This window comes from Desulforegulaceae bacterium (genome assembly GCA_034006035.1).
Taxonomy (GTDB): domain Bacteria; phylum Desulfobacterota; class Desulfobacteria; order Desulfobacterales; family JACKCP01; genus JACKCP01.
Window position 1 is genome coordinate 65,936 of sequence record JAVETN010000006.1, and the last position, 25,104, is coordinate 91,039.

Annotated in this window: 24 protein-coding genes; 5 read left to right on the forward strand and 19 right to left on the reverse strand. The window is 33.9% G+C overall.

Features of this window, described 5'->3' with window-relative positions; translation table 11 throughout:
• Window positions 1-35: 35 nt before the first annotated feature.
• The 4 genes from RBR53_06275 to RBR53_06290 all read right to left on the reverse strand — a co-directional run bounded on the left by RBR53_06275 (window position 36) and on the right by RBR53_06290 (window position 4,963).
• On the reverse strand, window positions 36-980 hold the full coding sequence (locus tag RBR53_06275; GenBank protein ID MDY0132258.1) for an ABC transporter substrate-binding protein: 945 nt from the start codon (window positions 978-980) through the stop codon (window positions 36-38).
• Window positions 981-1,063: 83 nt separating this feature from the next.
• Entirely contained in the window at window positions 1,064-2,542 is a 1,479-nt protein-coding gene (locus RBR53_06280; protein ID MDY0132259.1) for an aldehyde dehydrogenase family protein, read from the reverse strand.
• A gap of 11 nt (window positions 2,543-2,553) precedes the next feature.
• Window positions 2,554-4,206: a choline dehydrogenase gene (betA, locus tag RBR53_06285; protein ID MDY0132260.1), complete on the reverse strand. Its 1,653-nt coding sequence runs from the start codon at window positions 4,204-4,206 to the stop codon at window positions 2,554-2,556.
• Complete coding sequence (locus RBR53_06290; protein MDY0132261.1) at window positions 4,187-4,963, reverse strand: GntR family transcriptional regulator; 777 nt, start codon at window positions 4,961-4,963, stop codon at window positions 4,187-4,189. The genes betA and RBR53_06290 overlap by 20 nt, the downstream gene beginning before the upstream one ends.
• 397 nt (window positions 4,964-5,360) lie before the next feature.
• On the opposite strand from RBR53_06290, the gene iorA reads away from it, so the two are divergent.
• The 4 genes from iorA (at window position 5,361) to RBR53_06310 (ending at window position 10,285) form a co-directional block, all read left to right on the forward strand.
• A complete protein-coding gene (gene iorA / locus RBR53_06295) occupies window positions 5,361-7,214 on the forward strand; it encodes an indolepyruvate ferredoxin oxidoreductase subunit alpha (protein ID MDY0132262.1) in 1,854 nt (617 codons plus the stop codon).
• Window positions 7,215-7,234: 20 nt separating this feature from the next.
• A complete protein-coding gene (locus RBR53_06300; GenBank protein ID MDY0132263.1) occupies window positions 7,235-7,834 on the forward strand; it encodes an indolepyruvate oxidoreductase subunit beta in 600 nt (199 codons plus the stop codon).
• 74 nt (window positions 7,835-7,908) lie between these two features.
• Window positions 7,909-9,303, forward strand: a complete 1,395-nt coding sequence (locus RBR53_06305) for a hypothetical protein (protein MDY0132264.1) — start codon at window positions 7,909-7,911, stop codon at window positions 9,301-9,303.
• Window positions 9,304-9,679: 376 nt separating this feature from the next.
• Entirely contained in the window at window positions 9,680-10,285 is a 606-nt protein-coding gene (locus RBR53_06310) for a hypothetical protein (protein ID MDY0132265.1), read from the forward strand.
• A gap of 67 nt (window positions 10,286-10,352) precedes the next feature.
• On the opposite strand, the gene RBR53_06315 is transcribed toward RBR53_06310, so the two are convergent.
• From RBR53_06315 to hisI, 4 genes are read right to left on the reverse strand one after another with little or no spacing between them, the layout of a single operon-like run.
• Window positions 10,353-10,631: an HNH endonuclease gene (locus tag RBR53_06315; protein ID MDY0132266.1), complete on the reverse strand. Its 279-nt coding sequence runs from the start codon at window positions 10,629-10,631 to the stop codon at window positions 10,353-10,355.
• Window positions 10,632-11,546: a GTPase Era gene (gene era / locus RBR53_06320; GenBank protein ID MDY0132267.1), complete on the reverse strand. Its 915-nt coding sequence runs from the start codon at window positions 11,544-11,546 to the stop codon at window positions 10,632-10,634.
• Window positions 11,539-12,159 carry a ribosome biogenesis GTP-binding protein YihA/YsxC gene (gene yihA, locus RBR53_06325; GenBank protein ID MDY0132268.1) on the reverse strand — a complete coding sequence of 207 codons (621 nt, stop codon included), beginning with the start codon at window positions 12,157-12,159 and terminating at the stop codon, window positions 11,539-11,541. The genes era and yihA overlap by 8 nt, the downstream gene beginning before the upstream one ends.
• A 3-nt stretch (window positions 12,160-12,162) precedes the next feature.
• Entirely contained in the window at window positions 12,163-12,543 is a 381-nt protein-coding gene (gene hisI, locus RBR53_06330; GenBank protein ID MDY0132269.1) for a phosphoribosyl-AMP cyclohydrolase, read from the reverse strand.
• 229 nt (window positions 12,544-12,772) lie between these two features.
• Here hisI and RBR53_06335 point away from each other — a divergent pair, with 229 nt between their 5' ends.
• Complete coding sequence (locus RBR53_06335; GenBank protein MDY0132270.1) at window positions 12,773-15,052, forward strand: PBP1A family penicillin-binding protein; 2,280 nt, start codon at window positions 12,773-12,775, stop codon at window positions 15,050-15,052.
• 99 nt (window positions 15,053-15,151) lie between these two features.
• On the opposite strand, the gene RBR53_06340 is transcribed toward RBR53_06335, so the two are convergent.
• From RBR53_06340 to RBR53_06390, 11 genes are all read right to left on the reverse strand, one after another.
• The gene (locus tag RBR53_06340) at window positions 15,152-16,186 is read right to left on the reverse strand and encodes a radical SAM protein (GenBank protein MDY0132271.1); all 1,035 of its coding nucleotides are present in this window, start codon (window positions 16,184-16,186) and stop codon (window positions 15,152-15,154) included.
• Window positions 16,179-16,874, reverse strand: coding sequence for a ribonuclease III (gene rnc / locus RBR53_06345; protein ID MDY0132272.1), 696 nt, complete (start codon window positions 16,872-16,874; stop codon window positions 16,179-16,181). Before rnc ends, RBR53_06340 begins: the two co-directional genes overlap by 8 nt.
• A gap of 105 nt (window positions 16,875-16,979) precedes the next feature.
• A complete protein-coding gene (locus RBR53_06350) occupies window positions 16,980-17,828 on the reverse strand; it encodes a PHP domain-containing protein (protein ID MDY0132273.1) in 849 nt (282 codons plus the stop codon).
• A gap of 8 nt (window positions 17,829-17,836) precedes the next feature.
• Complete coding sequence (gene dksA, locus RBR53_06355) at window positions 17,837-18,199, reverse strand: RNA polymerase-binding protein DksA (protein ID MDY0132274.1); 363 nt, start codon at window positions 18,197-18,199, stop codon at window positions 17,837-17,839.
• A gap of 134 nt (window positions 18,200-18,333) precedes the next feature.
• Complete coding sequence (hemA, locus tag RBR53_06360) at window positions 18,334-19,656, reverse strand: glutamyl-tRNA reductase (GenBank protein ID MDY0132275.1); 1,323 nt, start codon at window positions 19,654-19,656, stop codon at window positions 18,334-18,336.
• A 16-nt stretch (window positions 19,657-19,672) separates the two neighbouring features.
• Window positions 19,673-20,491, reverse strand: a complete 819-nt coding sequence (gene ccsA, locus RBR53_06365) for a cytochrome c biogenesis protein CcsA (protein ID MDY0132276.1) — start codon at window positions 20,489-20,491, stop codon at window positions 19,673-19,675.
• Complete coding sequence (locus RBR53_06370) at window positions 20,488-21,225, reverse strand: bifunctional precorrin-2 dehydrogenase/sirohydrochlorin ferrochelatase (GenBank protein ID MDY0132277.1); 738 nt, start codon at window positions 21,223-21,225, stop codon at window positions 20,488-20,490. Before RBR53_06370 ends, ccsA begins: the two co-directional genes overlap by 4 nt.
• Entirely contained in the window at window positions 21,226-21,987 is a 762-nt protein-coding gene (locus RBR53_06375) for a ribonuclease Z (protein MDY0132278.1), read from the reverse strand.
• Complete coding sequence (locus RBR53_06380) at window positions 21,984-22,985, reverse strand: DHH family phosphoesterase (protein MDY0132279.1); 1,002 nt, start codon at window positions 22,983-22,985, stop codon at window positions 21,984-21,986. Before RBR53_06380 ends, RBR53_06375 begins: the two co-directional genes overlap by 4 nt.
• Window positions 22,986-22,995: 10 nt before the next feature.
• Window positions 22,996-24,171 carry a (Fe-S)-binding protein gene (locus RBR53_06385; protein MDY0132280.1) on the reverse strand — a complete coding sequence of 392 codons (1,176 nt, stop codon included), beginning with the start codon at window positions 24,169-24,171 and terminating at the stop codon, window positions 22,996-22,998.
• Window positions 24,172-24,185: 14 nt separating this feature from the next.
• Window positions 24,186-25,085: an exopolyphosphatase gene (locus RBR53_06390; protein ID MDY0132281.1), complete on the reverse strand. Its 900-nt coding sequence runs from the start codon at window positions 25,083-25,085 to the stop codon at window positions 24,186-24,188.
• Window positions 25,086-25,104: the final 19 nt, after the last annotated feature.

Sequence of the window (25,104 nt, forward strand, 5' to 3'; positions counted from 1 at the left end):
TAAATACAAACTCCCTTTGTTGAAACTAAATAAGCCTATAGTTTGTTAAGATAGGTTTCAAATGCCTCAAGACCATTTTTGCCGTCTTTTGTTTTAACATTATTAAACCATGGACGATAAACTTCAGGATTTTTCTTAATCCAAGCTAAACCAGCTTGTTTAGGAGTCAGATTCTGATCCTTTTTAAGTGAATCCATTATTTCATTCATCATAGGAATGGGGAACTTTAAGTTTTTAAGGAAAGTTGCAGTATTAGGCTGTTCCTTATCAAAGCCTTTTCTTATATTTGTATAAACAACAGCTGTACCATTATTTGGGCCAAAGGTATCAGGGGTTGAACCTGTAAGATAGGTCATATCAATAACTTCATTCATATAATGAGGAGACCATCCTAAAAACACCACCCATTTTTTTGTTTTTGTATAAGACCTTACCTGGGAAAGCATTCCAGCCTCACTTGAAGGGATCAGCTCAAAACCTTTAAGATTAAACATATTTTTATCAATCATGGTCTGAATCACAAGATTTCCGTCGTTTCCTTCTTCAATTCCATAAATTCTTCCATCAAGCTTATCTTTAAACTTTGCTATATCTGAAAAATCTTTAAGACCGCCTTCAGCAGCATAAGTTGGAACTGCCAAAGTGTATTTGGCTCCGGGCATATTTGCAACAAAATTTACAACTGTTCCTCTGTCAAAATATCTTTCAGCAATATTTGTCATTGAAGGATACCAGTATCCAAGAAAAACATCAGCATCACCTGTTTCAAGTGCCTTGTATGCTATAGGCACAGAAACCATTAGATTTGAAGCCTTATAACCAAGGTTGTTAAGAATAGTTACTGAAAGTTCTGTTTTTACAGTTATTCCTGTCCAACTTGTGCTTACAAACCTGATTTCATCTTTTGCATAAACAGATCCTGCAAAAACAAAAGAGAAAATCATAAAAAATACCAGCCACGTTTTTTTTAAATTAAACATAAAAACTCCTTATTTTTTATTAACTAATTTGATTAAAAACATTTAACCGAAATAAACCGGATATCAAACAACTTTTTAACAACTTATTTAAATTTGCCAAACCAGTTCATTGGCTTATTTTGATAATTTTGGAAAACATGCTTGAGTTCGCAATACTCATGGAATCCCTCAAGTCCAAGTTCTCTTCCTATTCCAGATTGCTTATACCCTCCCCAAGGAGCTCTTGGGTAATATACATTGAAATCATTTATCCAAATTGTTCCAAACCTTAATCCTTTTGAAAATTTTTCAATTCTTGAAGGTGAATTTGTCCAAAATCCTGCAGAAAGTCCATATTTTGTATCATTGGCAAGTTTTAAAGCTTCATCATCAGAAGAAAATTTTTCAACAGTAATTACAGGACCAAAACTTTCTTCTTTTACAATTTTCATTTCTGCTTTGCAGTTTGTAAAAAGAGTGGGAAGGTAGAAAAATCCTTTTTTTAATTTTTCATCATCCGGTCTTTTTCCACCTGTTTCCAGGATTGCCCCTTCTTTTAAAGCAAGACTTACATAGTTTTCTATTTTTTCTCTGTGCTCTTCTGAAATAAGCGGACCCATTTCAGTTGATTCATCAAACCCGTTTCCAATTTTTATTTTTTCAATCCGATTTTTAAGCTCTAAAACAAATTTATCATGGATTTTATCTTCAACCATCAGTCTTGCCCCTGCTGAGCAAATCTGGCCAGCATGGAAAAACACAGCATTTAGAGCAAAATCAAGAGCTGTTTCAAAATCACAATCTGAAAAAACTATATTGGGATTTTTTCCCCCAAGCTCCAAAGCAATCTTTTTCAAACTGCTAGCAGCTGACTGCATTATGATTTTTCCTGTTTCAATCCCTCCTGTAAAAGAGATGAGATCAACATCTAAAGACTTGGCAAGCTCTGAACCCACTTTGTTTCCAGTACCTAAAACAAGATTTACAACACCTGGAGGAATTCCTGCTTCCTCTGCAAGCTCAGTTATTTTTATTGTGGTAAGAGGGGTAATTTCACTTGGTTTCATTACAATAGTGCATCCGGCTGCAAGTGATGGGGCCATTTTCCATGAAGCTTGTAAAAGAGGGTAATTCCAGGGTGAAATCTGCCCACAAACCCCAACAGGTTCATACACAGCTTTACTTGATGTATCCGGGAAAGGAGAATCTATAATATAGCCTTTGTTTTCCTCTGCTATGGACGAATAATATTTAAAAACATCTGCAATTCCGTCCATATCCCAGCGGCTTTCTTCAACTGTTTTACCTGTATCCAGACTTTCAAGTCGTGAAAGCTCTTCATGATCCCGAAGAATTAATTCATGAATTTTATGAAGATACTCTCCTCGTTTAGCTCCTGAAAGACTTGACCAGATACCTGAATCAAAAGCTTGTCTTGCGGCTTTTATTGCTTTTACACTATCCCTTTCATCTCCTTCAGCAACTTTTGCTATCACACTTTGATCAAAGGGATTTATAATTTTCCTTGTTCCTCCGGACTCTGATTCAACCCATTTTCCGTTTATGAACATTTTTTTAAACATAAAACTTCCTTTTATTGTTTTTCGTGCTTGTAAAAAGGTACTTTTTCAGCGGGAAGAGGTTTTTTCCCAAGAATCATATCTGCAGCTTTTTCTGCAATCATCATTACAGGTCCATAAATATTTCCATTGGGAATAAGTGGCATTACCGAAGCATCAACAACTCTTAAATTTTCAACTCCATGAACTTTGAGTTCAGAGTCAACAACAGCCATCTCATCATAACCCATTTTACAGGTACAACTTGGGTGATATGCACTTTCACCTTCTCTGGCAACAAAATCAAGAATCTGTTCATCTGTCTGGGAATCAACTCCTGGTGCAAGCTCTTTTCCTCTAAGCTCGTCAAATGCTGACTGATTTGCGATTTCTCTTGTCTTTCTTATAGCTTCAACCCACTCTTTTCTTTCCTGCTCAGTTGAAAGATAATTAAAAAGAATTGAGGGATATTGATCAGGATTTTTCGACTTGATTTTAACATGACCTCTTACATCTGTATTCATTGGTCCCACATGAAACTGGAATCCATGGCCTTCCTGTGGAGCTGAACCATCATAGCGGATTGCAATTGGAAGAAAATGATACTGAAGGTTGGGGTATTTAACTTCATCATTTCCTCTTATAAATCCACCTGCCTCAAAATGATTTGTTGCAGCAGCACCTTTTCTTTGAAAAAGCCATTGAGCACCTATAAAAGGCTGTCTATACCATTTAAGTGCCGGAAACATGCTAACAGGTTTTTTACATGCATATTGAACATAAAGCTCAAGATGATCCTGAAGATTTTCGCCAACACCTTTAAGATCCTTTACCACATCAATTCCAAGATCTTTCAGTTCTTCTCCGTTTCCAATTCCTGAAAGCTGTAATAACTGAGGTGAATTTATTGCTCCTCCGCAGCTGATAATCTCTTTTCCGTAAACCTTTTGTTGATTTTTTCCTTTTACATTAAACTCAACCCCAACAGCTTTATTTCCCTCAAAAAGAATTCTTGAAGCCTTGGCAAAACATTGTATTTTTAGATTTGTTCTCTCTTTTTTGACAGGATGAATATATGCCCTTGCTGCATTATATCTTCTTCCCCTGTAAATATTTTGGTCAAACTTTGAAAAACCTTCTTGTTGGTAGCCGTTAACATCTTCTGTCAAGGGGTAACCTGCCTGCTGGACAGCTTCAAAAAAAGCATCAAAAAGAGGATTTTCACACTTTGCAGTTGAAATTTTAAGTGGCCCTTTATCTCCGTGATAGAGATTTGCACCCACAAGCCTTGTTTCAAATTTTTTAAAATAAGGAAGGCATTGAAAATAACTCCAGTCTTCAAGCCCTTCTATTCTTGACCATTTTTCATAATCCATTGCGTTGCCGCGTATATAAATCATTCCGTTTATTGTACTGGAGCCGCCAAGAACTTTTCCCCTTGGCTGATAAATTCTTCTATTATTCATAAATGGTTCAGGATCAGATTCATACCACCAATTATAAAATCTTCCCTGTAAAGGATAGGTAAGAGCAGCCGGCATATGGATCCTGAAATCAAGCTTATAATCAGGTCTTCCAGCTTCAAGCACAAGAACCTTATTTGATGGATCTTTGCTAAGCCTGTTTGCCAGCACACTTCCGGCTGAGCCTCCTCCAATTATTATATAATCATAGTTTGTCTTTCCCATTAATCCTCCTAAAAATTTTAATTAAATTATTGTCTGCTTTTTTGTCTTCAATACACTGCCTTAAAAGAGAATAATGATAACCAATAGAAGAAAGTGCTTTCATAGGTTCATTACTCTTGATTTCAAAAGCTGTTTTTTTCCAATTATCAGCTGTAAGCCTTCTAAATTCTTCTTTTTCATACAAAGCATAGTCATATGATGAAAAACCAAATTGTACTGCTTCCATTATCCAGTCAAACAAAGGATTTTTTGTCATTTTAGCCAAAAGAATATTAAGTTCCCTGTCAGCTTCGCCAATCAGGGTCAAATCTGGATTTTCACAAGAAATGAGTTTACTAAGTTCAACTGCTTTTCCATAAAGATATTCTTTTTCTTCCACACTACCCCTTGCTATGGAAAGAATAGTTATTGTCTGATCTATATTTTCCCTGAATTCTATGAGCTTTTCAGGCTCAATTTCCTTTTGTTTTAAAAACAAGGATAAAGTTTCGCTTATTTTACCTACTTCAACTTCTTTGACAAAAGCTCCGCCCCTTGAACCTTTTCTAATTTCTAAAAGATCTTTTTGCTTTAAAATTTTAAGAGCTTCCCTGACCACCCCTCTTCCTGTGCCGAACTGAAGCTGAAGCTCCCTTTCGCTTGGCAGTTTTTCGCCGGGGAGGAAATCTCTGTTTAAAATTGCAGCTTCAATCTGAAGTAAAATATCTTCCACTGCCCTTCCCTGAATAGCTCTTTTAAATACGTACTTTGCCTCCATTCAAAACCCTTTCATCTCAATCAACTCTCTTTGGTAATACCAATACGCTATATAATATCGTTTTTTAAGTCAATAAAAAATCTGAAAACTTTTAGACATATAAGCTTAAAGTGTGAAATCAATATGTTATAGTAGACAAGAGAAACTAGGTATGAAAAAAAAGCTGATAAAAACAAGAAGTTTAATCCAAATAAAACGCAACAACCATCTGATTTTAATCATTTTGTAATTGGTAATACCAATTACTAAAATTTAAATTTAAGCAAAACCAAAATCTATAAAGAAAAAAAGGTTTTTTTAATTTCATCCAATTAAAACTTTACACAAAAAAAACTCATGTTATATCTCAGTACTTAAGTACAATAAACTCAACCTAAAAAAGATCAGGACGGAAACAATGCATAAACTTTTACAGGGAAAACCCGAAAGCAGACACTTCCTACTGGGAAACGAAGCTATTGCAAGAGGTGCAATTGAAGCTGGGGTAGCATTTGCAACTACATATCCTGGCACACCATCATCGGAAATTTCTGAAAACCTTTTTCAGATTTCAAAGGAAACAGACCTTTATTTTGAATACAGCTCCAACGAAAAAATTGCTTTAGAACTTACAGCGGCCTCCGCAAACTCGGGCCTTAGAAGTCTTTGTCTCATGAAGCATGTTGGTGTAAACGTTGCAGCAGATGTTCTTATGACTCTGGCTTATCTTGGGGTAAAAAAAGGACTTGTTCTTCTCACAGCAGACGATCCTTTCATGTTTTCAAGTCAAAATGAGCAGGACAATAGATATTATGGGAAACTTGCAGGACTTCCTGTTCTTGAACCTTCTTCTGCTGATGAAGCAAAAGAAATGATCAAATATGCCTTTGATCTCTCTGAGCAGCTTAATGAACCTGTAATTTTCAGAACAACAACAAGGATCAACCATTCTTCAGGAGTAGTTCAGTTTAAAGAGATTACTCCGCCTGATACAAAAGGTAAATTCATCAAAGATCCCATGAATTATGTTTCTGTTCCTGCGGTTTCAAGAAAAAGACATAAAATTCTTTTAGACAACCTTGAAAAAGCGGCAACACTTTCAGATTCATGCTCATACAACTTTATTGAGGGTAAGGGTAGCTTTGGAATTATCTGTAATGGAGTAAGCTATTCTTATGTATGCGATTCAATCAAGGAACTTGGAAACGAAGAAAAATTTAAAGTTCTAAGACCTGGATTTACCAACCCAATGCCAGATGCTCTTATAAAAGAATTTCTCAAGGGCTGCGAAAAGGTTCTTATTGTTGAAGAAGGAGAACCTATAATGGAAGAATATGTTCGTTCCGTTGCCCAGACTGAAAAAGTAACCTGTGAGATAAAAGGAAAATCCAAGGAGCTTTTTTCAAGACTTTATGAATTCAATCCCTCAATAGTAAGAAATGCAATTTCAACATTTTTTGGATTAGAAAATAAAAGTGCACAGCCAGTAGATATTTCAGATCTTCCTGTTTTACCGAACAGACCCCCCAATCTTTGTGCAGGCTGCTCCCACAGAGCTGTTTTCTATTCAGCCAAAAAAGCAGGAGGTGCCGACACAATTTATCCTTCAGATATTGGCTGTTATACTCTTGGTTTTCTTCCTCCTGTTTCAATGGGAGACTTTGTTTTGTGCATGGGTGCATCAATTGGAACTGCCTGCGGTTTCTCAAAAAGCACAGGGAAAAACACCCTTGCTTTTATTGGAGATTCAACCTTTTTCCATTCAGGAATAAACGGGCTTTTAAATGCTGTTTTCAACAACCATGATATTACCGTTGTAATTCTTGACAATAGAACAACTGCAATGACAGGACACCAGCCAAACCCAGGTGTTGATATGACTGAGCTAGGGTACAACAATTATAATCAAATCGATATAGAAACTGTGGTAAAAAGCCTTGGAATTGGCTATGTCAAAACCGTAAAGCCCTACAATATCAAAAGAACCCAGGAAGCCATTGAAGAAGCAATGAATTTCAAGGGAGTTTCTGTTGTTATTGCAAAGGAAAAATGTGTTTTATATGCAAAACAGCTTGGACAAGGCAAAAAAACAGTGTTTCAGGTTAACCAGGACAAGTGCAAAAACCATAGAAACTGTGTCAATGACCTTGGATGTCCAGCTTTTTACATAGAAAAGGATCAGGTCAAAATAAATCCGGAAATGTGTACAGGATGCTCGGTCTGTGCCCAGATTTGCCCTGAAAATGCAATTTCTCCGGTAAAAATCAAATAAAAATATTAAGGACAATAAGCATGAGCAAAATAACTAAATTAATAATAGTTGCAGTGGGAGGCCAGGGTAATTTGCTTGCTTCAAAAATTTTAGGAGAAGCAGCCCTTGAATCTGGAATTCAGGTTCAAATGAGTGAAATTCACGGAATGGCTCAAAGAGGAGGAGTTGTTGAATCTTCAATTCTTTTCGGAGATGCAAAAAGCTCAATTATAGCAGATGGGGAAGCAGACATTTTACTTGGATTTGAACCCCTGGAGTCTTTAAGAGCTGTTGCAAAATGCAATAAAAACTCTGAAATTATAACCAATATGAGACCTCTTCAGCCTTTTACATCAGCAATAGGACTTGCAAAATATCCTGAGCAGGAAGAAATCGAAAGTCTTTTAAAAGCAAAATCAAAAAAATTTCTTGGCTTTGATGCAACCAAACTTGCAATTGAAGCTGGTACAACATTGAGTCTTAACATGGTTCTTCTTGGAGCCCTTGCCCAAAAAAACCTTATTCCCATTAAAAAAGAAGTTATTGAAAAAACAATTCGTGAAAAAACAAAAACCCAGTTTATGGAGACAAACCTTAAAGCCTTTCATTCCGGAATGAAAAAAGCTCAGGAGCTAGGGTGAATAAATTGAAAAATTTATCTTTTACCTTATTTTTTGTCTTGGTTTGTTTGATTTTTCCATTGAATGTGTTTTCAATGGAAAAATCCCTGGTTTATATTGAAAAGTTCAAAATTCATTCTTCAGAAAAAGAAGATCAATATCTTTCAGAAGGAATAGATTCACTTCTCAAAAGCCTTGTATCCTCTGCTGACGGAGCGGTTTTAACTGATTCAAAAAGCAATGAGGGTTTTACAATTTCAGGTAGTATTCTTATTATTGAAAATACTTCAATAACATCTGCTTCACTTATTCAAAACAAACAAATTATTGAGTCTTATAATAAAAAAAGTGATAAAAAATCAGATATTTTAAATAATATCAACGAGGTTGGAATTTTATTTAAAGATATAATAGAAAGCAAAACAATAAAAAGTTCTCCGGCTAAATTCCAAAAACAGCCAGAGAAAAAACAACAGCCTGATTCTGAAATCATTTTTTTAAGTGAACAAATTCCTGAAGAAATAATTGGAATAACAATTGTTAAATCAGACTATAACAATACTCCTAAAATCGGGTGGCTCACTAAGACAAATTTTAACATTTCAACAATAACAGATGGTAGACTTGAAACAATTGCAAGTCTGGAAATCCAGCCTAACTTTTCTCCCTTATGGATTGAATCTTTCAATAAAGGGGGCAAAAGTATGTTTATAGTTAATTTGTTTCACAATCGAAATAAAAGCTTCAAGTCAAACCTTTATTTTCTAAAAAATAAAACTAAAACAATTATAAAAGACAAAAGTTTTCCTTCAAACTATTTTTACAAATCTGCCGACCTGGCCTCAGGTGAAAAAATTATAATTGCAAAGCAGGGAGATTTTTTAAAAACAGAGCTGTTCAGAAAAGGGATAAAAGTTTTAAATACAGCAGACTTCAGCTTTAAAGATTTCCATATGAAAAAAGACTTTGAATTTTTTCCTGGAATTGCTGGAGGCAATTTTACAAAACCTGATTCAAATGAATGGGCATTTCTAAAAGCTAACGGAGTCATAGATTTTTATTCCAATGATTTAAAGAAAATATATGAATCCGAGCCTGAATACGGAGGCTCTGTCACCTTTGCTGATTATGAACAAAAAGGAAGAGACGAAATAGATTCAAGATATTTTTTTCCAACAAGGGTAATTAGTATCAAGGGTGAAAACAATACAGATCTTCTTCTTTCAATAAAAAACCAAGATGGGGGAAGCAGACTTCTTCAAAGGCTGAGATTTTTCAAAGAAGGCTATATTTCGGGCATTTCCTGGGACAGAATTTCCTTTAAAGAAGTTTTTTCTACCAGAATTTTCGATGGATGGATTTCTGACTTTCAGTTGTTTGATATCAATAATGACGGAAAAAGAGAATTGATAATTGCAAACACAGATAAATCAGGAGGGCTTGGGAAAAATCCAAAAAGCAGGATCATTGTACTCCCCTTTGACAATTAAAAATTTGTTTAATTTAAAAACAACAAATCCGGTTTTAAATTAATAAGGCCGGCTTTGTTGTTTTATATCTTGAGCAAAACTTGGATTTTTAACAAATTTAAATATAATAATAAAAACATTAATTTAATATTTATCCTAAAAACATATTCAGCTTAACCAAAAAATCATTAAAACTTAACTATCTAATATCTGTAGTAATTTTAAATTGTGTTTGACATTAAGAGTTTTTTTAAATAAATTGTTTTTTCAACATAACCATGTGTTTATTTATCAAATCCAAATAAAAAAATCATAATTTAAATATTTTAGGAAACAAAAATTAACAATGGTTAACTATCAATATAATAGCCATAAAAGGAGATAAGGATTAAGATTTATGAATGAATTTCTTCACAAATTAAGAACAGCAAACAGCAACAAAAAACACAACAAACCCTATAGAAACAATGATGGTAACAGCATAGGAAACCATTATCCTGAAAGAAGATCTAATAATGATAGAAGATGGAGGGCTCCAAAACCTTCGGGAATTAAAGAAGAAGTTATTACTTCACTGAAAAACTCTATTGAAGATACTCATACAACACTTCAGGATCAGGTTCTTTTACTGGAAAGAAATATAGACGCCCAGGAAAGACAGGCCAATGCTCTTGAACATATTGCAGACTTATTTACAGCTTTCATGGAAAAACTTGAAGCATTGCCTTCACCTCAGCCTGCTCAGGAAACAGCTCCGGCTGAAATTCTTGATGAAAGCAATCTTATCATGAGTGCAGAAGAAGCTGAGCAGATAAAAAAAACAAGCAGAACCTATATTTTAAATCTAATTCAAAGCTTAAGAGATAAAAATTCAACTTATGATGAAGTTGCTCTTTATCTTACAGAAAATGATTTTCCGACTTTTTCCGGAAGAGGAAAATGGCACGCCCAAACCATTCACAGGCTATGCCAGGAAATTAAAAAGTCAAAAACAAAACAATAAATTAAATATCCATAAACAAAAAGGCAGACTATAATCATTTGTCTGCCTTTTTCATAAAACCATTTATTCAGCTTCTTTGATTTGAAAGATACTCTGACCACTCCATTGGAAGAAGGTTTTTTTTCTTGTTATTACACTCCTTGCAGGAACACACAAGATTTCCTTTAGTACTTTTCCCCCCTCTTGATAAAGGAACTACGTGATCCATGGTAAGTTCATCAGGCGAAAAGCTCTTAGAGCAATAATAGCATATCCCTTTGGAAAGCCTCCGTTTCCACCATTGACTATTTCTTATTTCTCTGGCTTTTGCTTTTTCTCTTTTTATTTCTTTTTCATCAGTAAACATTTATTCTATACCATACTCCTTGAAAACTCCTGGTTTCTTAGTCCAGTTTTTATTCACCTTTACAAAAAGGTGGAGCATTACCTTTTTTCCTGTAAAATCCTCAATTTCAAGCCTTGCCCGGGTTCCAATTTCTTTTAACATCAAACCTTTTCTACCAATTACTATTCCTTTTTGTGAATCCCGTTCAACATTAATATTTGCAAAAATTTCAATCTTTTTGGAAGATTCCTTAAATTTATCTATGGTTACTGCAACAGAATAAGGAATTTCATAATGGGTGAGATTAAAAACTTTTTCCCGTATAATTTCAGAGACAATAAATCTTAAAGGCTGATCTGTTAAAAAATCTTCAGGATAAAAAGGAGGGGAAAAATCAAGTCTTTGTTCAATTGCAGGTATAATTTTTTCTATATTATCTCCCCTTACAGCAGAAATTGGGATAATATCTTCAAACTCAAGCCGTTCTTTCCATCCTGCTATTGATTGAAGAATCTCTTCTTTCACTTTCACCTGGTCTGATTTATTCAAAAGAAGAATAACTTTTTTATCCATTGAACTGAGTTTTTCAACTATAATTTCATCATCTTTATCTTTATTTAAAAGATCAACAACATATAAAATCAAATCAGCTTCTTTGGAAGCCTCAAGGGCTTTTTCTACAATTTTTTTATTCATAATCTTTTCAGAAGAATGAATCCCCGGAGTATCAATAAAAACAATTTGCGAGTTTTTATTATTAATAACTGCAAGTATTTTGTTTCTTGTTGTTTGGGGCTTGTCAGTTATAATTGCCAGTTTTTCACCGCAAAGACGATTTAAAAGAGTTGATTTGCCAACATTAGGGGTTCCAATAATTGAAACATATCCTGCTTTAAAATCGGGTTTTTCATTAAAGATAAAATTTGAATCAATCATTTTCAACTCCTGCTGCTTTTAAAATTTTTTCCCAGAGTGTTTCTCTTCCTGTTTTCTTTATTCCCGAAGCAGTTATAAAAACCTCTTCACTGAATCCTAATTTTGAAGCAATTTTATTTTTCTGGGCAATTTGTTTTGTTTTGGAAAACTTGTCAGCTTTTGTGAGCACATTGATATAAAAAATATTTTTTTCTTCAAGCCAAAGTGCAAAATCATGTTCAAACTCAGCAGGCTCTCTTCTTATGTCCATTACCCAGACAAGGCAGCACAAACTTTCTCTTTTAATAAGATAATCTTCAATCATCTTTTCCCACTCCCCTCTCATTGTTTTGGACACCTTGGCATAGCCATACCCAGGAAGATCTACAAACCTTAAAGCATTGTTTACTTCGAAAAAGTTTATCCTCTGGGTTCTTCCGGGAGTATTACTTGTTTTTACAAGTTTTTTTCTATTAACCAGGCAGTTTATAAGAGTTGATTTGCCTACATTTGATCTCCCTGCAAAAGCAATTTCAGGAACACTATCATCAGGATATTCACTTTCATTTCCTGCACTTGTTAAAAATTCAGCACTTTTGATTAAATATTCTTTTTTGTTACTTTTAAATTCCATATATTATTTATATACCTTTTCTGGATCAAAAACTTTTTCTGCCATTATTACAGGTTTTCCGCTATTTACTGAAGTGTGAAAACAGGAACTATATCCCTTATGGCAGGCCGCTCCTCCTTTTTGCTCAACAATGAGTAGAATTGTATCATTGTCACAGTCCAATCTTATATCAGATACAAGCTGGGTATGTCCCGATGTTTCTCCCTTTACCCAAAGTTTGTTCCTTGACCTTGAAAAATAAGTTGCCTTTTTTGTTTCAAGAGTTTTTTCAAAGGCTTCTTTATTCATATATGCAAGCATTAAAACCTCTCCGTTTTCTTGATCCTGAGCAATAACAGGAACAAGCCCACCTTCTTTATCAAAATCTATAAAAATTTCTTCCATGAAATCCCCTTTATTTTTATTATACTGTGCTATACAAGTAGATATTGCCAGATTAAATCTGATCTGTTAGTGATATTTTCGTTACTAAAACAAACCTTAACTATAAAATAATAAAAAAATGACTGCAAAAGAAAAAAACAATAAATTAAATAAAAAACAAACATCTTTGATAAAAAAAATTACTTTTATCTTTTTTGTTATGATTCTTATTTGTTTTATCGGTGGAGTTTTGTCAATAACCGGACTTTATCAGTATTATAGCAAAGACCTTCCTAAAATAAAATCATTGTCAGATTATTATCCTCCCCAAGTTACAGAAGTGTTTGATGTTTCAGGCCATAAAGTTGCAGAATTTTACAAGGAAAAAAGAATACTTGTTCCCCTTAACCAAATGCCAAAACATCTTTTACAAGCTTTTATTGCTGCTGAAGATGCCAGATTTTATGAACACGGAGGAATTGACCTTGTAAGTATAGGAAGAGCTTTTTTTAAAAATATAAATGCAGGTGAAATTGTTCAAGGAGGCTCTACAATAACCCAGCAGGTTGCTAAATCTTTTTTTCTTACCCCTGATAAAATCTATGCAAGAAAAATAAAAGAAGCCATCCTTGCCTATAGAATTGATAAATATTTTTCAAAAGAAGAAGTCCTTTATCTTTATCTTAACCAGATCTACCTTGGAAGCGGAGCTTATGGGATTGAAGCTGCTGCACAAATTTATTTTGGTAAAACTACCAACAATCTTAGTCTCAGCGAAAGTGCCCTTTTAGCAGGACTGCCCCAGGCTCCCAGTCGCTATTCTCCCATAAGATATTTTCAAAGAGCAAAAGCAAGGCAAAAATATGTTCTTCAACAAATGGTGCAAAATAATTTTATTTCAAAACAAGATGCTTTAAATGCTTTTGATCAAGAAATAAAATTTGCTGAAGCCAAAAATTTTTTTATGGAAAAAGCTCCCTACTATTCAGAGCATATAAGGAAGCTTATACTTGCTCAATATGGAGAAGAACAGCTTTATAAAGGAGGGTTGAATGTTTACACTGCCCTTTCTCTTGATGCCCAAAGAAGTGCAGATGAAAGCCTTAATAAAGGGCTTAGGGAGCTGGACAAAAGACAAGGGTACAGAGGCCCCTTAAAAAGACTTTCCAAAGATGAAATCCAACATTTTCTAGATAAGCAAAAAAACCTTGTAAACTCTGATCAAATAGAGCCAGGTTTTGAATTGGAAGCTGTGGTTGTCCAAATAAACGACAAGGAAAATTACGCTATTGTAAAATTTTGCCAATCCAGTGCTAAAATTCCCATCCAAAATATGTCCTGGGCAAGAAAACCCAATCCAAACAGATACTATCTTTACCATAAAATAAAAAGTCCAGGACAGGCACTTAAAAAAAATGACCTTGTCCTCATCAGGCTTGTATCAAAAAACGAAAAAACTGATATTTGGGAAGCTGCCCTTGAACAAACCCCTGAAGTGTCTGGAGCAATTCTTTGCATTAAGGCAGGCTCAGGTGAAGTCACTGCTATGGTTGGTGGAAAAAGCTTTCAATCAAGTCAGTTTAACAGGGCAATCCAGTCAAAAAGACAGCCTGGTTCAGCATTTAAACCTATAGTTTACTCTGCTGCCCTTGATAAAGGCTATACAGCTGCTTCTGTAATCATGGACAATGCCTTTGTTTTTCACGATAAAGAACAAGATTTCACCTGGAAACCCCAAAATTACAACCAAACTTTTTATGGGCCTACACTTCTTAGAAAAGCTCTTGCTCTTTCAAGAAATCTTGTGACGATCAAACTTATGAAAGAAATCGGCATTGATTATTCAATAAATTATTCAAGAAAAATGGGAATAGTATCCCATCTTGACAGGGATCTTTCTTTAGCTCTTGGTTCTTCTGGTTTATCACTTCTTGAAATGACAAATTCATATTCTGTATTTGCCAATGAAGGAAACTTTTATTCCCCTGTTTTTATTAAAAAAATTGAAAACAAAAAAGGTGAAGTTTTGTTTGAACACCTCGATTCACCTAAAAGAGTAATTCCTGAAGAAACAGCCTATATAATGACAAGCATACTTAAAAGTGTTGTTGAAGACGGTACAGGATGGAGAGCAAAAAGACTTCAAAGACCAGTTGCAGGAAAAACAGGGACCACAAACAATCTTAATGACGCATGGTTTGTTGGATACACCACAGATTATATTTCAGGAGTTTGGGTGGGCTTTGATCATGAAAAATCCCTTGGAAAAGAAGAAACCGGTTCCAAGGCCGCCAGTCCCATCTGGACAGATTTTATGGCAGATATACATAAAGGAATGCCAAAAAATGATTTCAAGGTTCCAAAAAATATAATCTTCCAAAGAATTGATGCTGAAACCGGTCTGCTTCCAGGACCCGACACAAAAGAAGAAATCCTTGAATGTTTTGTAAAAGGCACTGAACCAACAAAAACTTCTCCTGCCAGGGAAAAAGTAAAGGACAAGACAGATTTTTTTAAATTTGGAATGTAGAAACTCAATAAACTGGAAAAATTAAAGAAATGACTGGAATTAATCTTTTGGTCATTTATTTTGAAGTACAAGACTTTTAGGTTGGATTTTTTGTCTTTATCATCTTGTTTCTATAAAAAAAGATTCAAATGGAATTTCAGGTTTTTTTTCAATAAATATATTTTTAAAACAAAATCTTTTCTTTAAATTACTAATGTTATTGTTTTTTAACCCCCTTGCTCCTGATTCAAAGGAAGGGTTTAAAAAAATATAAAGATTTTTTCCAGAAGTTGATTTATTGGATAAAAGAATCTTCATTGAAACTTTCTTATAAAAGCTTCTTGAAATTACAAGCTCACCAAAAGAAGGGTGCCAAGGTCCTGCAACTATATTATCTTTTTCAGCAGCCTCAGAAGGAAGGCCCATTCTTATTATTTTTATTTTATTTCTTTTGGAATAATCCCTTATCAAAGAAGACATTTCAACTGCCTGATTTAACTCCAGAGGCTTAAAAACACCTTTATAATACATTTTTTCCAAGTGGGTGTTTTTTAAAACAACAAGGGGATAAATCCTTAAATATTTAGGACTGCTATATTTAAGGAATCTAAGTGTTCTAAAAATACTGCTCCTTGTTTCTCCGGGAAGTCCAGGCATAATCTGAAGACCAAGGTCAAATTTTTCCCTGTATTTTTTTATAAGATCAACTGCATTGATAGAGTCTTTTGAAGTGTGCCCTCTGCCGGATTTTTTCAAAACCCTGTCATCCATAGACTGAATTCCAAGCTCAATTGTTTTGATTTTAAATCTGGAAACAAGGTCTAGTTTTTCATTGGAAATTGTATCCGGTCTTGTTGAAAACCTAATCCCTCTGTTCTTGCCTTCCCTGCAAAAACTTTCTGCTATTTCAAGATATTTTAAAATTATATCATTTCCCATTCCAAGAAAATTACCTCCAAAAAAGGCAATTTCAATTGGTCTGTCACTAATTTTTGAGAATGAAATAAATTTTTTGAAATGCTTAAAAAGCTCCTCTTTTTCAGGTAAAACAGGTGAGCTTTTTCCTGTAACTGCATTTTGATTACAAAAAAAACATTTGTTGGGACAGCCATGGAAAGGTATAAAAACCGGAATTACAAAAGGTTGATCAATCATCCAGGGTTTCAAGACCCTGCCTGGCAGCTTCCTGCTCAGCAGATTTTTTACTCTTGCCTTTTCCTGTAGCTTTTATATCTGAAATTCTCATTTCAACCTTAAAAACTTTATCATGATCTGGTCCAATTTCAGATACAACCTTATAAACAGGGGGTTCTTTGTATTTCATCTGTGCAAGTTCCTGAAGTCTGCTTTTGGGGTCAAGATAATTTTCAGGTTTCCCTGCATTTTCAATTACAGGTAAAAACATGAACTCAACCATTTTATAGGCATCTTCAAACCCCCCATCCCTATAAATCGCAGCAATAATAGCCTCAAAAGCATCGGCAAGAATTGAGCTTTTGTCGCGCCCTCCTGAACCTTCTTCACCTTTTCCTAATTTTAAATAATTACCAAGCGAAATTTTTCTAGCAAGTTTAGAAAGCATAACTTCATTTACAAGATTTGCTCTTATTCTTGAAAGATTTCCTTCATCCATCTTTTTAAAATGCTTCATCAACATATCGCCTACAACCAGGTTGACAACGGAATCCCCAAGAAACTCAAGCCTTTCATTGTCTTTTATATCTTCATTAGCTTCATTTGCATAAGAGCTGTGACAAAGTGCTTTAAAACAAAGCTTCTTGTCTTTAAACTTATACTTTATTGCTTTTTCAAGCTCTTTGTATTCATCTAATACTGATTCCATAATCACCATCCAAATTAAGCTGATAAAAAATCAACTTCAGATTTTGGGATTATTTACCGGGAAAGACAAGAATTTATCTCTTCAGGTAAATACTCCAAAAATTTTTTAGCGTTCTATTATTGATTTATAAACAGAATAGGGAATATTAAGATTGTTTCTACCCCTGCCCAAAACCAGTCCCTCGTTTTTATAACCATGGAAGTCGCTTCCTCCAGTTGAAAGAAGCCCAAGCCTTTTTGTCTCGTTTAAAAAAAATGAACGTAAAGATTTTGAGTGGCCAGGATAAAACACCTCAATTCCTTCAAGGCCAAGTTCCTTTAAATATTCAAAAAACTTACGAAAATCATCTTTTTCATAACTATCTATAAGACCAGGATGTGCGATTACAGGAACCCCTCCAGCTGATTTTATTTTTTCAATAGCTTTTTTTATTGGTATTTTGTACTTGTCCACATAACAGGGTTTTCCTTTTCCAAGATATTTTTGAAATGCCTGCTCAACATTCTCAACATATCCTTTTTCAAAAAGATATCTTCCTAAATGAGCTCTTCCTATCTGCACATCCCCTGAAAACTGCTCAAGGCTTTCCATTGAAATTTCAATGCCTTGTTCTTTTAATTTTTCAACTATAAGAGGGTTTCTATTCTTCCTTGAATTTCTGAGAAGAACAAGCTCATCTTCCAAAGATTGATCCTCAGGGTCGAATCTATAACCCAAAAGATGAACACTTCCGGGAATCTTAAACTTTTTCGGAGCAGTTGAACTAATTTCAACTCCAGTAAGTATATCTGGAAAATTCTTTCCCTTAAGCTCTAAAGCTTGTTTTGAACCTTCAATTGTATCATGATCTGTTATTGAAATGGCTTCCAGATCCAAATCTGAAGCCATTTCAAGAATTTCTTTTGGTGAATATACACCGTCAGATGCAGTTGTATGTATGTGAAGGTCTATCATCTCTTAAATCAGATACCCAGAGCTCTTTCTCTGGCTTCTGCCTTTGTTTTGCATTCAATGCATTCAGTGGTAACAGGTCTTGCATTTAGTCTTTCAAGTGAAATTTCTTCACCACAGGTATCGCAAATACCAAAACTACCTTCTTCAATCCGATCAAGGGCTTTTTTTATTTTCTTGATAAGCTTATGCTCTCTATCCCGTATTCTTAAGGTAAAATTTCTGTCTGTTTCATGGGAAGCTCTATCTGTAGGATCTGGGAAATTTTCCTTGGATTCAGTCATTCCGATTACAGTGTTGTCGCCATGGGCAAGAAGTTCCTTGAGCTGGTCTGTTAAAACCTGTTTAAAGTATTGAGAATCTTTTTCTTTCATCGGGCGGCACCTTTCATCTAGGCTTAGTCTATCAGATATAAATTAACTTGTTTTGATAGCAAAACAACTCATAAAAGTAAAGTTAAATTAGCAATGCTAACTCCAATTAACAATCAACTTGGAACCTTGTTCACTCAATTTACAATTCTTTTGACTTCGCATTCCTTATTTTTTTTTTGATCGAGATTGAAAAGATTACGTACAAGAAGAAGATATGATTGGGTATCTCTATGGGATCCAGGGTTTTTTAAAAATGCTATGGGATCATGCAAAAGCCTGGAACAAATTGAACTAATCATTCTTTCAACAGACTCAGTTTCAAACTCTTTTTCAAGATTATAATCTTTCATTGTCCTGAAAACTTCATATTTAACCGAATCCTCCACTTTTTTTCTAAGTTCAACAATTGTGGGGACAACCTCAAGACTTTTTTTCCAACTTAAAAAATTAATTGCTGTTTCTTTAATTATTTCTTCACCTTTGGCCGCCTCTTTTTTTCTTTCTTCCATATTGACTTCAACTACATCCTGCAAATCATCAACATCATAAAGATAAATATTGTCAATTTTATTAATATCAGGATTTATGTCTCTTGGAACTGCTATATCAATAAAAAAAATCGGCCTGTTTTTTCTTTTCTTCATCACCTGACGCATATCTTTAGCGTCAAGAATATAGTTAGGAGCACCAGTCGAAGAAATAATTATATCTACCCATTCAAGAGCTGACAATACTTCTTCAAACCTTATTGCAGAGCCTGAAAATCTTTTTGCAAGATCAAGGCCTTTGTCAAAAGTTCTGTTTGCAACATAGACATGAGAAACACTGTTTTGAACAAGATGCTCAACAGCTAGTTCCGCCATTTCTCCGGCACCTATTAAAAGAACTTTTTTATTTAAAAAACTGCCAAATATTTTTTTCCCAAGCTCAATGGCTGCATAACTTATGGAAACAGCATGGCCGCCTATTCCAGTTTCAGATCGAACTCGTTTTGCTGAATGAAAAGCCCTATGGAAAAGCCTGTTTAAAATCACCTTTGAACTTCCTGCGGAGGTGGCACATTTATAAGCACTTTTTACCTGACCTAAAATTTGAGGCTCACCAAGAATCATGGAGTCAAGACTTGAAGAGACTCTGAATATATGCTTTACAGCTTCAAGCCCTTTAAGTTTGTAAAAACATGGAATAAATTCAGACATGGGGATCTTTTTTACAAGTGCAAGAATTTCAAAAAGCTTTTTAATACCCTCTTCAGGGCAATCAGAAACAAAAACAGCCTCAACCCTGTTGCAAGTAGAAAATAAAAAAGCTTCTTTGAAAACTTTTTTATCCTTCATTAAACTAAGAGCTTTTTCAATCTCTTCATTATTTAAAGATAATTTTTCTCTAATTTCCACAGGAGCTGTTCTGTGGTTCATTCCTGCAACAATTATTTCCTGCTGATTTAAAACACTCATAAAAATAACTCCGAAATTATAATTCCCCCATAAAATACTCACCATGGGAAGTATCCATAAATATATTAATCCCGACAAAAGAAAAAACTACTATTGCAAAGCCTATAATTGACATTATTGCCGCTTTTCTTCCTCTCCATCTAGAAGAAATTCTTCCGTGAATAATCACAGCATATAAAAGCCAGATAAGAAATGACCAAATTTCTTTAGCATCTATCATGAGAAAACGGCCAAAAATTTGCTTTGACCAAATCACTCCTATTCCAAGACCCAGGGTAAGAAAACAAAATCCCCAGGTGATACAAAAATTCCCTGATGACTCTAAAATTTCAAGGGAAGGAAGTCTTTTAAAAATTATCCCATGCTTTTTAACTTTGATATTTTTTTCCTGAACAAGATAGAATATGCCTATTACAAAGGCTGTAAAAAAAGCCGCATTGGCAAAAAAAGTAAAAAATACATGAAGAGCTGTCATAAATATGCCCAAATCCTCCTGACCCGGATACCGGGAACTGTCAAAGAAAAGAGCTAATCCAGTCAAAAAGCCTGAAAATAAAGCAACTGCTCCTCCAAGAAGATCCACTTTAAATCTTAAAAACAGCAAAATGAAAAAAAACGAAATTAAAAATGAAGACAAAAGTAAAATATTCCGAATCCCAAAAGCAGGGAGGTATCCTAAATTTATTCCTTGAAATATAAGTTCACCGCCCAATGATAAAAAAGCCAGACATAAAAAAACAAACCCTGTTTTTCTTAGTCGCAAGTCAGCTTTAAGCTGTGAAAAAGCATAAAAACAAAAAGATAAACTAAAAAGAATTAAAGTTGAAAAAATCATAAATCACTCTCTTTTGATAAAAAGGAAAAGCTGTTTTTTTCGACATCAAAAAAATATTCGTTTTTGTCTTTGAGGAGTTTTTCCATAAGCTTCCCAGAAAGAGCTTCATTGTTTAAAATCTCCTCTAATTCATTTTCTATTTCTTCAATATCCTTATTTTTTATAGAATTCAACAAATTACCAAAAACCATTTCCCTGAATATCCCTTTATTTTCAGGATTACCTCTTCTTTTTTCCAAAATTTCTTCTCTGACTATGCCTAAAAAATAAAGAAATACTTCATATTCATCACCAAACTTCTTTTCAAAATCTTTTCTAAGCTTTCTTGATAAGGCAGGGCTTTTTCCTCCTGTTGAAATAGATAGGATCAAATCTCCCCTCTTAATAGATGAAGGCACAATAAAAGCTGATTTTTCAAGATTATCTGCAATATTGCAAATAATTTTTTTTCTTTCACAGATATCTGCAATCTCAGAATTAAGAATTAAATCATCTGTGGCAGCAAAAACAAGAAAAACATCGTAAAGATCATTTGTATCAAATTTTTTTAAGTTTAAAAGAAGATTTTTATGGGATTTAAGATTTGAAAAACCATGAACAAAAAAAGGAGATACAACTATAGTTGAAGCATTTGCTTTAAGAAGTCTTTTTGTTTTTCTCAAAGCTACCTTTCCCCCCCCAACCACAAGCACTTTTTTCCCACAAAGATTTAAATATACTGGATAGTATTCCATTTATAATTTTATCTCCATAAGATCTGAAGCAAGAGTTAATTTCCCTTTAAATATTTTTTCTGCCTCATTTAAAAAATCAGCTTTTTCACATTGGGGATAAAAATGAGTAAGCACCAATTCCTCAACCTTGCCTTTTAAAGCAATTTCAGAAGCAATAGCAGGTGTAAGATGACCATCAACTTTTAAATTATCAGGCATGGCAGAGTCTATGATTAAAAGATTAGAGCCTTTTATAAATGATTCAAATCCCAGGGTAACATCCATATCACCTGAATATACAAAGTTTTTTCCTTTTTTATCTGAAATTTTAACAGCCAGAGATTCCGGCCTGTGATTCACTGGAAAAACTTTTATTTTTATGTCAAAAATTTCCAAAAAATTCCTTTTGTTTTTATCAAACTCTAAAATTTCAAGTTTTTCTCCAATATCAATCCAATGACCATAAACTTTTTTTAAATTATTATAAAAGTCATTCAGCCCCAAACCTCCCATGAGAAAAAACTTGTTTTTATTGTTTAGCAGACCTCCGTTTTTAAGAGAAAAAAGAATTGGAACAAGTTCAGCACTATGATCAATATGAAAATGGGAAAGAAAAATTCCGTCAATTTTTGAAATATCAAAACCTTTTTCAAGAAGTCTTCTTGTGCAGCCTGTGCCAGCATCAAGTAAAAGGTTTGTATTTTCTGTTTCCAGAAGAATAGAAGAAGATGCTCTTTCAAGCGAAAAAACACAGGTTCCCGAACCAAGAATTGTTATTTTCAAGGCTTTGTCCTTTTCTTTTTCGTACGTAGCTCAATATGATTTCTTATCCAAAGTTCAAGTTTTTGCTGATTTTTTGTTGAAACAAAGTCTTCAATAGCACTGGTTTCAATTTCAGCCCTTGCCATTCCAATATGACCTCCGGCAGAGCCATATTCCCCAAAGCTTGCTTCTGCAACTTTTCCAGCATTTTTTCTTATTCCGTCATTTCTTATAATAATTACAACTTTTTTTTCACAAACGCCTGAAACTATTGTCCAGTTAACTTTATCAACTCTCATGAAAAAGTCTGCAATCTGAACAAGAACATCTGGGGTGGGAACTTCTTTAAAATGAACATAAAGCCTGGTTCCTTTAATGACTTTTGAACTAAAAGCCTTTTCATAGTATTGAAGAAATTCAAGGGGAATTTCTGCCTGATCAATTCGCCTTTCAAGATTAGGATTGATAAATTTAAAAAGGTATTGAAAAGCCCTTATATCTTCTGGGAGAGTATCCCTTTGAAAATTTGAAGTATCAGTTTTTATTCCATAATACAATCCAGTAGCAAGCTTTACAGATGGTTTTATTTTGGCAGCTTTTAAATATTCAGTAAGCATGGTGGCATTGGCACCGTAAGTAGGTCTTATATCACTGAATTTAGCTTTGTATCCTGTATCTGGATGGTGATCAATTAAGGCATCAATATCAAACCCATTAAACAACTCGCTATGAGATGGCTGAGAATCAACCATTACAAATTTATTGAATTTTGACTTATCAACATCTTCTATATCAATCATTTTAATTCCAAGAAGCCTTATCATTGCAAGATTATCAGGCCTTTTGACCTTGTTGATCTTTGCTATTGAAACCCCTGCTACTTTTCTCCATAAAAGTCTTTTTACAGCCATAGCCGATGACATTGCATCAGGATCTGCATTAATTAAAATTAAAACCTGATCTTCTCCGGAAAAAACTGAAAATAATTTTTTCACCCTATCTTTGTTGGAAAGAGCCATAAGTTCTCCTTTAAAACTTTTTTATCTGTTTTCCGCCAATAAGATCAATTGTGTGAAAAACTCTTTTTTTGTTTCCTGCCCTTTTAATTCTTTCCAGTTGCAAAACACATGCTGGACAGCCTGTTACAAGAACTTCTCCTTCTTTAAGACTAAGATCACCAGCCTTTTTATCAAGAATTTTCTTTGAAATACCAGGATGATCAATACTAAATGTACCTCCAAAGCCACAGGATGAATTAAGCTTGGACTCTTGTAAAGGCTTAAAGTTTAAACATTTTTTTAAAACATATTCAGCATCTTTTTCACCGCCAAGAGATTTCAGGTGGCAGGGGAGATGCCATTTGATTTTTTCTTCTGCCTTTCCTTTAAACTCAAATTTATTTTCTTTAATAACTCTGGCTGCAAATTGATGAAAATCTAAAACTTCAAAGTTTCTATTAAATTCTTTTCCAAACTCAAAAAAGTCTGGCCATAAATTTTTTAAAGCTGAAATACAAGTAGGACACCCAGAAACAATAAGATTTGATCCTGAATTTAAAAACTTTCCGTATAATTTGTCTCCAGCCTTAACAAACCCCTTTTTGTCTCCTGATGTTAAAAAAGGAAGGCCACAACACTCATCATCCACAATAACAGGATCAAAACCCGAACTTTTAAAAAAATCTAAAGCTCTTTTTGTTGTATCTTCAAAAACTCTGTCAAATAGACAGCCTGTAAAAAAAATCAGCTTTTTTTCATTTACCTTCTCAAACTGATAATTATTTAAATTTGAATTGTTTGTCCTTTTAAAAAGCTTAAAAAGAAAAGGAAATTTTACAAAAACTCTTATCAGAAATCTTTTTAAAAAAGATTTTTTATCAAACTCATTCATTGCTGTTCTTGCTTTAAGAAAAACAGACAAGGTATCAATCCCAGAAGGACAGGACCGTTCACATCTCCCGCATAAAAGGCAAAATCTTAAATGCTTTTCTATTAAGGAAGGATTAAAGAAAAAATTATTTTTAAGCCCATTTATAAGAGTAAGCTTTCCCCTTGCTGTATGCTGCTCAAACCCGGTCTGCCTGAAAACAGGACATACAGATTGGCATTTCCCACACTTTCTACATGAATCAGCAGCTGAAAAGATCTCATTTAGCTCTAGAAATTTTTTGTTAACCCCAGGTTTTTTATAAAAACTAATTTTCATTAATTATACCCAAACTAGTCCTTTAAAGGTAAATTTTTCTTTAAAATACTAAGGATAAGATTTATTTTTTCATCAAACTGTTCTTTTTTTACTGAAAATGCCCCGGCTCCTTTGTGCCCTCCTCCATTGTGCTTTGCAAGAAGGTTTCCTAGATTAACATTACAGGTTTTATTGAAAATTGAATGTCCAATACTAACAATCAGCTTTTCTTCATCATCATCTGCACATCTTATTTTAACGCTTACATTGGTTTCAGGAAACATTGAATAGATTAAAAATCTATTCCCAGAAGGAGCTTTAGTTTTAAAAGCTCTTAAATCAAGAATAGAAACATTTTCATCTGTTTTTGTATTTTCTTTTAAAATAGTTTTCCATTTTAAATTCTCTTCAATTACTTTGTCAGATCTTTTTTTAACTTCAGGATCTTTCATTATCTGGTCAATTGACTTTTTTCGAAGAAGTTCAATAAGCCTTTTCCAGTATGGAATATCTTTAAATTGCCTGTTTTTGATTGTCATTGAAAGAAGAACATAAGGATATTTTTCTGGAAACTTAACCTCATCCATGGTTAGATCTGCTGAGTCTATTTTATCTGTATTTATTATAAGATCTTTAAATCTATCCTTAAAAACATCTGAATAATAATTGTAAATTACCCCTGCTGCCGAGGGAGCAATTTCATGTTTTCCTTCAAACGTTTCTGGTAACAAATTAGAAACATGGTGATCAAACCACATGGTTGCATTTTTGTGGTAAGGAATATTTGCAAGGATATCACCTTTTTTTATATCCGCTTCATTATTTTGAATCTGGTTTGGTTCTACCCAGTAAACATCTTCTTTAATATCCAAAGCTTCATATAACAAAACAGCACAAACAACACCGTCAAGATCAGGTCTGGTTACAATTCTCATTTCAACTCCTTAAATATAT

Bases quoted from the DNA above. Each gene is read 5' to 3' on its own strand.
- RBR53_06275 (MDY0132258.1), bottom strand. From the start codon at position 980: ATGTTTAATTTAAAAAAAACGTGGCTGGTATTTTTTATGATTTTCTCT.
- RBR53_06280 (MDY0132259.1), bottom strand. From the start codon at position 2,542: ATGTTTAAAAAAATGTTCATAAACGGAAAATGGGTTGAATCAGAGTCC.
- betA (MDY0132260.1), bottom strand. From the start codon at position 4,206: ATGGGAAAGACAAACTATGATTATATAATAATTGGAGGAGGCTCAGCC.
- RBR53_06290 (MDY0132261.1), bottom strand. From the start codon at position 4,963: ATGGAGGCAAAGTACGTATTTAAAAGAGCTATTCAGGGAAGGGCAGTG.
- iorA (MDY0132262.1), top strand. From the start codon at position 5,361: ATGCATAAACTTTTACAGGGAAAACCCGAAAGCAGACACTTCCTACTG.
- RBR53_06300 (MDY0132263.1), top strand. From the start codon at position 7,235: ATGAGCAAAATAACTAAATTAATAATAGTTGCAGTGGGAGGCCAGGGT.
- RBR53_06305 (MDY0132264.1), top strand. From the start codon at position 7,909: ATGGAAAAATCCCTGGTTTATATTGAAAAGTTCAAAATTCATTCTTCA.
- RBR53_06310 (MDY0132265.1), top strand. From the start codon at position 9,680: ATGAATGAATTTCTTCACAAATTAAGAACAGCAAACAGCAACAAAAAA.
- RBR53_06315 (MDY0132266.1), bottom strand. From the start codon at position 10,631: ATGTTTACTGATGAAAAAGAAATAAAAAGAGAAAAAGCAAAAGCCAGA.
- era (MDY0132267.1), bottom strand. From the start codon at position 11,546: ATGATTGATTCAAATTTTATCTTTAATGAAAAACCCGATTTTAAAGCA.
- yihA (MDY0132268.1), bottom strand. From the start codon at position 12,159: ATGGAATTTAAAAGTAACAAAAAAGAATATTTAATCAAAAGTGCTGAA.
- hisI (MDY0132269.1), bottom strand. From the start codon at position 12,543: ATGGAAGAAATTTTTATAGATTTTGATAAAGAAGGTGGGCTTGTTCCT.
- RBR53_06340 (MDY0132271.1), bottom strand. From the start codon at position 16,186: ATGATTGATCAACCTTTTGTAATTCCGGTTTTTATACCTTTCCATGGC.
- rnc (MDY0132272.1), bottom strand. From the start codon at position 16,874: ATGGAATCAGTATTAGATGAATACAAAGAGCTTGAAAAAGCAATAAAG.
- RBR53_06350 (MDY0132273.1), bottom strand. From the start codon at position 17,828: ATGATAGACCTTCACATACATACAACTGCATCTGACGGTGTATATTCA.
- dksA (MDY0132274.1), bottom strand. From the start codon at position 18,199: ATGAAAGAAAAAGATTCTCAATACTTTAAACAGGTTTTAACAGACCAG.
- hemA (MDY0132275.1), bottom strand. From the start codon at position 19,656: ATGAGTGTTTTAAATCAGCAGGAAATAATTGTTGCAGGAATGAACCAC.
- ccsA (MDY0132276.1), bottom strand. From the start codon at position 20,491: ATGATTTTTTCAACTTTAATTCTTTTTAGTTTATCTTTTTGTTTTTAT.
- RBR53_06370 (MDY0132277.1), bottom strand. From the start codon at position 21,225: ATGGAATACTATCCAGTATATTTAAATCTTTGTGGGAAAAAAGTGCTT.
- RBR53_06380 (MDY0132279.1), bottom strand. From the start codon at position 22,985: ATGGCTCTTTCCAACAAAGATAGGGTGAAAAAATTATTTTCAGTTTTT.
- RBR53_06385 (MDY0132280.1), bottom strand. From the start codon at position 24,171: ATGAAAATTAGTTTTTATAAAAAACCTGGGGTTAACAAAAAATTTCTA.
- RBR53_06390 (MDY0132281.1), bottom strand. From the start codon at position 25,085: ATGAGAATTGTAACCAGACCTGATCTTGACGGTGTTGTTTGTGCTGTT.